Here is a 9498-nt window from a genome sequence, read left to right on the forward strand (position 1 = left end):
GACCGGCGCTGTTCCACCCCGAAAAACGGTCGTTACCACTGGGGACGGGCCACCTTCACCTTTAATGGCAATGGTTTCAGTGGTGTTTGGGGACATTGCGATGACAAACCGATACGCTCCTGGGGCGGCACACGCAGTTACGGCGGTGGCGGCCAGGATTTTACCCCCCCACCTCCGGCAGGCAATGACCCTTTTGCCATCAACAGCGATGCTCCCAATCTGGAAGGTATCTGGTCGTCATCAGAAGGGGTCATCACGTTCCGTCAGCAGGGCAACCGGGTGTCTGGACGCTACCCCAACGACAACGGCGAGCTTTTCGGAACGCTGCAGAACAGTACCCTGAGCGGTTACTGGATCGAAGACCACTCGGCCCAGCGCTGCACAACTCCCAGAAACGGACGGTACTTCTGGGGCAGGATTGAATTCAGTTTTTCCGGCAACAGATTCAGCGGACGCTGGGGCTACTGCGACGGCCCCCTGACCGGTGGCAACTGGGGCGGAGAAAGGAAATAACAGGTTCACCCAAGAGAATTCAAACCTTCAGGGCAGCTAAATCAGAACCTAAAAGGCTCCCTCTTTTTTCACGTAAAATTGCCGGAGGCACTGATTATGAACGCAACGCCCCTTTGCAGATACATCATGATCTTTGTCATTTTTGTCCTTTGCCTGGGCCTGTCTCCCCGGGCTGAGTCCTGTTCCCGCGTACTCTGGTCCGACAACGGCAAGGCTGTTGTTGCCGGCAGAAACATGGACTGGTTTATGCCGATGCCGGTTAACCTGTATGTGCTGCCTCGCGGTATCAAGCGCGACGGCATGACCGGCAAACAGACACTCAAATGGACGGCAAAATATGGAACCGTTCTCGCTGAATCCTCGGACGGAATGAACGAGAAGGGTTTATCCGGGCATATGCTCTGGCTGGCCGAATCCGGGTACGGCAGGTTTAACCCGAACCGCCCGGGCTTGAGCGTAGGATTGTGGCTGCAGTACTACCTCGACAATTTCGCCACCGTAAAGGAGGCCGTGGAGTTTACGGAGAAGACGCCATTCCAGCTTGTTACCGGTTCTTTTGACGGCAGGAGGGTGACGGTCCATCTTGCGCTGGAAGACGCGAGCGGGGACTCGGCGGTGATTGAGTATATCGGCGGCAAGCCCCGGGTGCACCACGGCAAGGAATACACGGTAATGACCAACTCACCTCCCTATGACAGGCAACTGAAAAACCTGCGGCAGTTTAAGGGGTTTGGTGGAAATAAAGCGCTGCCGGGGACGACCGATGCAGCGGATCGTTTTGTTCGCGCGGCATATTATCTGAAGAATCTGCCCGAGCCTAAGAACTACCGTGAATGTGTCGCAGGTGTGCTAAGCGTAATACGGAACGTCTCCCAGCCGTTTGGCATCCCAAACCCGGCCCGTCCGAACATCTCTGCCACCCGTTGGCGCACCGTGTCAGATCTGACCAATCGGGTATTTTACTTTGAGTCTGCCACCAGCCCCAACCTTGTCTGGGTGAAACTTAAAGAAATGGATTTCTCAAAGGGGGCGGCGATCCGTAAACTCGACCTCGTCGGGAGTCCTGACCGGATCGGCGACTGTTCAAAACAGTTTGAGCCATCACAGGCTTTTGTTGTGCCTCCACCTGATCTCAAATAACGACCGCAGGTAGAAAATCCGGGGTGGGCTGCTAAGATCAAAGCTGCAACTTGTTACAACGGAGCACCTAATGACCACACACACCAAAACACCTGTCAATCTGGCCTGGCAGCTGCTTTCACAGAACCTTGAGCACCATCCCGACAAGACCGCCTATCTCTGCAATGGTGAGGCTGTCAGTTACCAGCAACTGGCTGATTGTGCCTGCCGCTTTGCCACTCTGCTGCAACAGAGCGGTATCGCTGCCGGAGATCGCGTACTGCTGATACTGCCTGACAGCCCGGTCTTTATTGCCGCCTTTCTGGGTGCCGTGTTGCATGGCGCCATTGCCGTACCGGTCAGCACCGCCCTGACTGCAGATGACTACCGTTATATCCTGCAGGATTCTGCAGCACGTTTCCTGCTCTGTTCCGCTACCGTGCCCGCTGCTTCTGAGCTTGCAGCACCAGAGCTAAGCCGTCTGATCTGCAACGAGAGCCTGACCGGCTGGCTGGATGGATATCCCCCGGCTGAACTGACCGCTCCCGCCCCTGCACCGGATGAACTGGCGTTCATGCTCTACACCTCCGGCTCAACCGGCAAACCGAAAGGGGTACCCCACCGGCATCGGGATCTGCTGGTTGCTGCTGAGCAATATGCCGTCCAGCTGCTGGGCATGCAGCAGGATGATCTGATCTTTTCTGCCAGCAAGCTGTTCTTTGCCTACGGCCTGGGCAACAGTCTGGCCTTTCCGCTGTATGTCGGTGCAACCGCGGTCCTCTACCCCGGCAAACCGTTGCCTGATGAGCTGCTACAGCTGATTGCAAAGCACCACCCCACCCTGTTTTTTTCCGTACCCACCGTCTATGCCCAGATCATCCTCTCCACCGCCACACCGCAGCTGAATCTGCCGATGCGGCTCTGCATCTCTGCCGGAGAAGGATTACCAACCGCTGTGCTGGATGAATGGCAGCGACTGACCGGACTGAATATTCTGGATGGCATCGGTACCACTGAACTGACCCATATCTTTATCTCCAACCAGCCGGGCCGAATCAGGTCCGGTTCAGCCGGCCAGGCTGTGCCCGGCTATCAGATCCGTCTGGTGGATGATGAGGGCAATCAGGTCCCGGCCGGTACGCCGGGGCATCTGCAGGTACGGGGAGCTAGCACCGCCCCCTGCTACTGGAATCTGCCGGAGAAGAGTGCCGACACCATGTTACCGGATGGCTTCATCAAAACCGGTGATGTCTTTCTGGAGGAAGATGGCTACTACTACCACCGGGGACGTAGCGACGACATGCTGAAGGCGGGGGGACAGTGGATTTCGCCGGTACAGGTGGAAGAGGTGCTACGCGCCCATCCATCTGTTGCTGATTGTGCCGTGGCGTCCTGTCAGGTCATGGGATTAATGCGTCCGGCAGCCCACCTGATGCTCAAACCGGACTGCGTTGCAGAACCGGCCCTTGAGCGCGACATCCGTCGATTCATGGCCAGCCGTTTGCAGGACTACATGCTGCCGGTGCGCTATTTCTTTGTGGATGACCTGCCCCGTACCGCCACCGGCAAGGTGCAGCGTTTTAAACTGAAGCGATGAAACAGTACAACAGAAAAGGAGTACAACCATGGCCGTTACCATTGCAGAATTAAAAGAACTGATGCTTCAGATCGGTATGGATAAAGGATTGGTTGCAGAGATTGATCCGGACAGTCCTTTGGCAACCCAGGGGGTTGATTCAGTTGACTGTCCGGCCTTTGCCGTTGCCCTTGAGGGGAAATACAACCTGACCATCTCCGACAGCGATTCCCTGAGACTCAAGACACTCAACGACTTTATCGCCTTTGTGGAACGTGCAGCATGACACCACGGGAAGAAGCTATCAAGCGTCTACGGGAAGACAGCCACCCACTGCCGGAAGGCGAACCGTTCACGGTGGATTTCTACAAGCCGGAAGACGGCTACGGGGTGGCCCGTCTCATGTACAGTGTCTATGGAGACGGGTATCCGATTGACACCTACTATATCCCGGACCAGTTGACCGAGGAAAACCGTGCGGGCAGAATCAGGAGCGTAGTTGCCCGGACTGACAGTGGACAGGTGGTTTGCCATGAAGCCTTCTACCGTAGCTCAGCGCCTAACCCGGACCTGTACGAAATGGGGCTGGGTCTGACCCTGCCAACCTATCGCGGCAGTCTTGCCTTTGCCCGCTGCACCAATCTGTTGATTTCTCTGGTGGAGAACGGCACCATCAAGGCCATTTACGGTGAAGCGGTCTGCAACCACACCATTACCCAGAAAGTAGCCGGGCCGGTCAAATTTATTGAAACCGGAGTTGAAGTTGATCTGATGCCGGCAACCGCCTATGCCAAAGAACAGGCATCCGATGGCAGGGTTTCCTGTTTGATGTACTTCAGGATCGGTCAGGACCAACGCCGCCCGCTCTATCTGCCAGACTGCTATGCGGAACAGATCCGCTTTATGATGGAAGGGGTCGGTATTGACCGGGAGCTTATCCAACCCGCTTCAAAACTGATTCACGATGTTTCAGAACTGGAGATTGAGCAGTTTGATGCACCGGGGGTCTGCAGGTGCACGATCAACAGACCGGGCAACGACCTCGCCCAACGTCTTGCAGCGCTGGAACAGGAGCTGTGCTCCAAAAACTATGCCCTGCTGCAGTGTTTTGTCCCCCTGGGGGCGGCTGATGCAGCGGCATCGGTTGCGGTTCTGCGCTCTGCTGGTTTCTTTCTGGGTGGTTTTCTACCGGCCTGGTTTGGAGAGGACGGCCTGCTGATGCAAAAGTTGTACGTGGAGCCGGGCTTTGACTCCATCAAGCTGTATTCTGAACGGGCAAAAGCAATTATGGAGCTGGTACGTGCGGACTGGAAGCGGAGTAAAGTATGAAACTGAGCGTTGAACTTGTACCGGAACGGATGCCGGTGGTGGTCGGCTTTGCTGAAACTGCTGCAAAAGCCGCAGGACTGGATGCTTCTGCAGCAGCCATGCTGGCCCTGAGCACCGAAGAACTGTTTCTGGCACTCTGCAACAGTATCCCCGGAGCCGCTATTACGGTGCGTCTCCATGACCGGCGTTATGCTGCTGACCTCCTGTTTCAGGTACCCCAGCCGCCTGATCTGCGGATCTTCAACATCACCTCCCGGCCTGACCATGACACCGAAGAAGGGCTGGCAGAGATGGGGCTTTTTCTTGCTTCACGTGCCTGCGACCAGTTCAGCATCCGGCAGATGGCGCTGGGTGGCTGGGAGATCATGCTGCGTAAAGAGCGCAGCTATCCGGCACCTGTTCAACAATCCCAGCCCTACCTCGCTGTCCAGACCTGGCAACTGACCACCACCCCTGCACCGGATGCAGTCAAGCAGTTCTCGACCCTGATCGCTGACTGTTACGCAGCCTGTCAATTTCCAGAGGAGTTTACCCCTCCCGGACGGTTGCTGGATAAACTGGCCAGCAACGAATACGGCCTCATACTGGCGCAGGGCCAGCAGGGAGAACTGGCCGGTGGCCTGATCTGGCATGCTGGCGAAGGCAGGATTGTAGAATGTTTTGGCCCCTATCTGGCTGCACCAGCAGAACCGGAGCAGCTGAGCATTGCGCTGTGCGAAAAGCTGACCGAACAGTTTGGCCGGAGCAGCCGCCAGGGACTGGTACTGTACGCACCGCAACAACCACCTGCGGCAGCAGGATTTGAGGCTGCGGGCAGCCTTGCCATACCCGGCGGTACGATCTGGACCGGTTACCGGATGCTGGCCGAAGAGTTTGGTGCCGATGCCGCAGTAGCTGCGGAATTGATGCCGTTCTACACCGATTGGTGCAGCAGCATGGCACTGGCCAGAAACATCCGCTCCTACCATGATGATGGTGAAACCGGAAACGGCCTGACCCTCTTTGCTACCCGGCTTAACCGCCAAATCGGCATGGCCCGACTGACACCACTGCTGGTGGGACGGGATGCAGAGGCGGTACTTGAAGAACACCTGCACCTGCTGGATCAGGAACAGTTCAGCGCAATCTACTGCACTGTTGATACCGGCCGCCCCTTTGATGCCCTGCTGGCACCCCATTTGCTGCACAACGGTTTTAGCCCCCTGATGCTGATACCGTGGGGAGGGACCGGTGACCTGATCCTGCTGCAACGCAACGGGGGCAAGCGATGAACCTCTGCAACCTTGAGGCGCTGGTCCCGCAGTATGTACGGCAGTTTGAGGCCTATATCCCCTCGCCGCCCGATGACGAACTGCAGCAGATGTTTGGCTGTTCCCGGCTGGTCAGGATGAACAACAACGAAAACCCCCTGGGGCCTCCCCCGGCGGCAGCTGCATTCCTGAAGACATTTGACCCGGCGCTGGTTTCCCGCTACCCCAGCGGAGACTGCCGCCCTTTACGGGCTAAACTGGCTGATTATCTTGGGGTCACCCCGCCCCAAGTCATACTGGGTAACGGAGCCAATGAAGTAATCGCCTTTGTGATCAAGGCGTTCTGCCAGCAGGGGGACAATATTGTCACGGCTGACCGCACCTTTGCGGTCTATGAATGGATTGCCCGTTTTTCAGGTATTGATGCGCGGCTGGCACCGCTTGATGACTTCGGGTTTGATGAAGAGGGGCTACTGGCGAGAGTTGACAGCCGTACCAAACTGGTCTTTATCTGCAACCCCAACAACCCAACCGGAACCTGGTGGAGCCGGGATCGGCTGATCCGTTTTATGGAGCGGCTGGGGCCGGATCATATCGTGGTGCTGGATGAGGCCTATGCTGAATTCATGGACCAACCGGACTACCCGGACGGCATCTCGCTGCTGTCCCGTTTTCCCAACCTGATCATCTTCCGCACCTTTTCCAAGATGTATGCCTTGGCAGGCCTAAGGATCGGCTATCTGGTTGGCACGGAACAGGTTACGGATATTGTCCGTAAAACCGCCATTGTCTACTCGGTCAACACCCTTGCCCAGTCAGCCGCGCTGGCTGCACTGGGGGATCAGACCTTTATCACTGCCACCCGTAGCCTGGTGCAGGAAGGGCAACAGATGCTGGCTGCACAATGTGCTGAACTGAAACTGCCGATACTGACCAGTGACTGCAACTTTGCCATGATCAAGCTGCCGTTCAGCGATACCCTGGCCTATCGCCTGCTGATGCAGCAGGGCTACATGGTACGGACCATGACTGGCTTCCGTTTTCCCGGCTGGATCAGGGTTAGCATGAGCAACTGTGATGCCATGCAGGGATTCTGTACCGCCTTGTCACGTCTGGTCCATTCCCGTACTGACCAGAGTCCCCTGGCCAGGGCCTACGGCGTGAGCCTGTAACCATTTAAATGGCAATTACTCACGAGACTTTGGGGGGATTCGATCAAGTCAATGCGTTGATCATTCTGATAAAAGGAACTGCTCTGGTAGTTGAATGCAGGTGGTAATGCTATGGCACAACTAACAAACGTACATCCAGGGGAAGTATTGAAGGAAGGATTTCTTGTCCCGATGGGGATCAGCCAGTATCGGCTTGCTAAAGAGATTGGGGTAACTGAATCCAGAGTATCTGCGATCTGCCAAGGCAAACGCGCCGTAGGCGCTGATACTGCCGCACGTATTGCCCGTTTCTTTGGAACTACGGCCACCTTCTGGCTTGGCCTTCAGGCGGATTATGATTCTGAAGAGGTGGAGCGCCACCTTTCTGCTGAACTGGATAAGATTCATCCCAGGAAGATGGCGGCGTGACCAAGCAAAAGGATGTAGCGGGTGGCTATTGTGCCTTAATCCTCTCAAGCAACTCCTCAGGATCAAGCACATTGGGTCTGTTTCCGTAATCGGCCTTGTTTCTGGTAGCCAGCACGTTGCAGTTGTTTCTTGTGCAGACAACATATTGTACCGCATCCTCAAAATCATTCATCCCGGATTTAAGAGCCTCCCTGAATCCGGCTTCATCAATGTCCACGAGCCTGAAGGTATCCAGAACATCCGCAATGAACTCGCGTGCCTTATCCTGCCCGGCATGCTTTCTCACTATGTAAAAGATATCCGTAATGCTCGTATTGGATAAGCAGGCTGTAATCACCCGCTGCTCCGCCAGTCTCCAGAGAAGGGCCGCATGCTCCACGAACGGCTTTCTGTTCAGCGCAATATCCAGCACAATATTCGTATCAATAAGCACTTTCACCGGACTTTCCACTCTAGAGCATCTCTACGTTCAGCTCGCCAGTCTCCGACCTCCGCCCCCTCAATCACCCCGATCCACTTATCAACAGAGCTCTTCTTTCTCTTCACCCTGGCCAGATCTACTGCGCTGGACTTGAGCGGTTTTTCTGTCTCCAGAAACACCACCAGCGCCCTTGATCTGAGAATACCTGCAGGCCTCTGCAGCAACTCAACAATTCCGTCGTGGTACAACGCTTCCACTGTCTGTGGCATACCCCAAACCTCCCACTACCTTCTATTTAAGGCGGTTACGCTGCAAAATGGCTACCTGCATCTGCCAAATCTATAATGTGTCAGTAATTCGCTGAATTCAAGACTAAAATCAGGCTAACATCTCTTACTATTCTTTTCAAACCTTGCGCCTTTGCAAGCCCAACTGCCGTTTAATGCCCAAAATGGACTTACGGCTTCAAGGGCTGTCCTTCATAGCGATACACCCCCTGGCCACTTTTCCTGCCCAATCGCCCTTGTGCCACATAGTCACGCAGCAAGGGTGCTGCTGCATACTTATGGCTATCCATGCCGGTTTCCATGGTCTGCATCGCAGCCAGGATTACATCCAGCCCGATCATATCAGCCAGTGCCAGCGGCCCCATGGGATGATGGGCGCCAAGGTGCATGGCGGTATCAATCTCTTCCGCGCTGGCAACACCAGCCTGCAGCATTTCAAACGCCTCATTGATCAGCACACAGAGCAGCCGGGTGATGATAAAGCCTGGCTGATCCTTGCTGCAGACAAACTGCTTGCCCAGGGCAAGCACCATCTGCTGGACAAAAGCGGTAGTCTGGGATGAGGTCTCTGCTCCGGCAATCAGCTCAACCACCTCCATTAACGGCACCGGATTCATGAAATGCATGCCGACAAACCGTTCAGGGATGCCGGAAGCCTGCCCCAGTGCGGTAATGGAAAGGCTGCTAGTGGTGCTGGCCAGGATAGCCTCTTTGCCTAACGCAGCTCCAATGGATCTGAGCAGTTCTGATTTAAGTTCCATCTGCTCGGCAATCGCCTCGATCACCAGATCGCAGTAAGACAGGGTAACCAGGTCATGGCAGCTGCTGACCCTGGCGATGATTTCTGTTGGCGCTTCAGTAACAAGCCCTTTCTCATGCAGCTTGGCAAGGCTGACAGCCATACTCTGCACAGCATCATCAAGAGCAGCAGCACGCCGGGCATACAGCCGCACCCGGAAACCAGCCATTGCCGCCAGTTGGGCAATACCGCCGCCCATGCTGCCTGCGCCTGCTACACCGATCAGCATTGTTTCACTGTTCATCGTAATCTCCCGAAGCAGTATTGCATTTAAGCCCTGCTGTTGTATGCTATCAGACATCTCATCGTTAAACTGCAAAACCAGCGAGGAAAACCATGGACTATTCGTTACAAAACATCAGGATTGCCGGAACCGGCTCTGCAGTACCGGAAAAGATTGTTACCAATCAGGATATCGCCAACATGGGCATAGCGGTCAAGGATGACTGGATTGTTGAAAATCTTGGTATTCAGCAACGCCATATTGCCGATCAGGAAAGCACTACAGATCTGGCCACCCAGGCCGCCCTTGCCGCCATTGAAAACGCCGGGATTGACAAGGAAGAGATCAGCCTGATTCTGCTGGCCACCATTACCCCGGATCGCAAGGCACCATCCACGGCC

Annotated in this window: 11 protein-coding genes and 1 pseudogene; 9 read left to right on the plus strand and 3 right to left on the minus strand. The window is 55.4% G+C overall.

Annotated elements, in window-relative coordinates; all coding sequences use genetic code 11:
* The 8 genes from OEL57_RS10200 to OEL57_RS10235 all read left to right on the plus strand — a co-directional run.
* Window positions 1-513 (plus strand): hypothetical protein (locus OEL57_RS10200; RefSeq protein WP_300740293.1); only part of this gene is annotated, 513 nt, incomplete at its 5' end.
* Between the two features lie 126 nt (window positions 514-639).
* Window positions 640-1653 carry a linear amide C-N hydrolase gene (locus tag OEL57_RS10205; RefSeq protein WP_300740296.1) on the plus strand — a complete coding sequence of 338 codons (1014 nt, stop codon included), beginning with the start codon at window positions 640-642 and terminating at the stop codon, window positions 1651-1653.
* A gap of 70 nt (window positions 1654-1723) precedes the next feature.
* On the plus strand, window positions 1724-3229 hold the full coding sequence (locus tag OEL57_RS10210; RefSeq protein ID WP_300740298.1) for a benzoate-CoA ligase family protein: 1506 nt from the start codon (window positions 1724-1726) through the stop codon (window positions 3227-3229).
* 28 nt (window positions 3230-3257) lie between these two features.
* The gene (locus tag OEL57_RS10215; protein WP_300740300.1) at window positions 3258-3494 is read left to right on the plus strand and encodes a phosphopantetheine-binding protein; all 237 of its coding nucleotides are present in this window, start codon (window positions 3258-3260) and stop codon (window positions 3492-3494) included.
* The gene (locus OEL57_RS10220) at window positions 3491-4537 is read left to right on the plus strand and encodes a hypothetical protein (RefSeq protein ID WP_300740301.1); all 1047 of its coding nucleotides are present in this window, start codon (window positions 3491-3493) and stop codon (window positions 4535-4537) included. The genes OEL57_RS10215 and OEL57_RS10220 overlap by 4 nt, the downstream gene beginning before the upstream one ends.
* A complete protein-coding gene (locus OEL57_RS10225; RefSeq protein WP_300740302.1) occupies window positions 4534-5808 on the plus strand; it encodes a hypothetical protein in 1275 nt (424 codons plus the stop codon). The genes OEL57_RS10220 and OEL57_RS10225 overlap by 4 nt, the downstream gene beginning before the upstream one ends.
* Window positions 5805-6959 carry a histidinol-phosphate transaminase gene (gene hisC, locus OEL57_RS10230; protein ID WP_300740305.1) on the plus strand — a complete coding sequence of 385 codons (1155 nt, stop codon included), beginning with the start codon at window positions 5805-5807 and terminating at the stop codon, window positions 6957-6959. The genes OEL57_RS10225 and hisC overlap by 4 nt, the downstream gene beginning before the upstream one ends.
* Before the next feature lie 111 nt (window positions 6960-7070).
* Complete coding sequence (locus OEL57_RS10235) at window positions 7071-7367, plus strand: HigA family addiction module antitoxin (protein ID WP_300740308.1); 297 nt, start codon at window positions 7071-7073, stop codon at window positions 7365-7367.
* 25 nt (window positions 7368-7392) lie between these two features.
* Here the strand turns inward: OEL57_RS10235 and OEL57_RS10240 are convergent, their stop codons facing one another.
* From OEL57_RS10240 to OEL57_RS10250, 3 genes are all read right to left on the minus strand, one after another.
* Complete coding sequence (locus OEL57_RS10240; RefSeq protein WP_300740310.1) at window positions 7393-7806, minus strand: type II toxin-antitoxin system VapC family toxin; 414 nt, start codon at window positions 7804-7806, stop codon at window positions 7393-7395.
* Window positions 7803-8057 (minus strand): hypothetical protein, encoded by a 255-nt coding sequence (locus OEL57_RS10245; protein WP_300740313.1) that lies wholly within the window; start codon window positions 8055-8057, stop codon window positions 7803-7805. The genes OEL57_RS10240 and OEL57_RS10245 overlap by 4 nt, the downstream gene beginning before the upstream one ends.
* A 188-nt stretch (window positions 8058-8245) precedes the next feature.
* Window positions 8246-9118, minus strand: a complete 873-nt coding sequence (locus OEL57_RS10250; RefSeq protein ID WP_300740315.1) for a 3-hydroxyacyl-CoA dehydrogenase family protein — start codon at window positions 9116-9118, stop codon at window positions 8246-8248.
* Window positions 9119-9210: 92 nt separating this feature from the next.
* Between OEL57_RS10250 and OEL57_RS10255 the strand changes: the two are divergent.
* A pseudogene (locus tag OEL57_RS10255) lies at window positions 9211-9498 on the plus strand (3-oxoacyl-ACP synthase); the annotation flags it as partial.

The sequence above is a fragment of the Trichlorobacter sp. genome, assembly GCF_030247655.1.
GTDB lineage: Bacteria > Desulfobacterota > Desulfuromonadia > Geobacterales > Pseudopelobacteraceae > Trichlorobacter.

What these genes read in the sequence shown, in the direction of transcription:
- OEL57_RS10205 (WP_300740296.1), top strand. Translation starts at nt 640, where the DNA reads ATGATCTTTGTCATTTTTGTCCTTTGCCTGGGCCTGTCTCCCCGGGCT.
- OEL57_RS10210 (WP_300740298.1), top strand. Translation starts at nt 1,724, where the DNA reads ATGACCACACACACCAAAACACCTGTCAATCTGGCCTGGCAGCTGCTT.
- OEL57_RS10215 (WP_300740300.1), top strand. Translation starts at nt 3,258, where the DNA reads ATGGCCGTTACCATTGCAGAATTAAAAGAACTGATGCTTCAGATCGGT.
- OEL57_RS10220 (WP_300740301.1), top strand. Translation starts at nt 3,491, where the DNA reads ATGACACCACGGGAAGAAGCTATCAAGCGTCTACGGGAAGACAGCCAC.
- OEL57_RS10225 (WP_300740302.1), top strand. Translation starts at nt 4,534, where the DNA reads ATGAAACTGAGCGTTGAACTTGTACCGGAACGGATGCCGGTGGTGGTC.
- hisC (WP_300740305.1), top strand. Translation starts at nt 5,805, where the DNA reads ATGAACCTCTGCAACCTTGAGGCGCTGGTCCCGCAGTATGTACGGCAG.
- OEL57_RS10235 (WP_300740308.1), top strand. Translation starts at nt 7,071, where the DNA reads ATGGCACAACTAACAAACGTACATCCAGGGGAAGTATTGAAGGAAGGA.
- OEL57_RS10245 (WP_300740313.1), bottom strand. Translation starts at nt 8,057, where the DNA reads ATGCCACAGACAGTGGAAGCGTTGTACCACGACGGAATTGTTGAGTTG.
- OEL57_RS10250 (WP_300740315.1), bottom strand. Translation starts at nt 9,118, where the DNA reads ATGAACAGTGAAACAATGCTGATCGGTGTAGCAGGCGCAGGCAGCATG.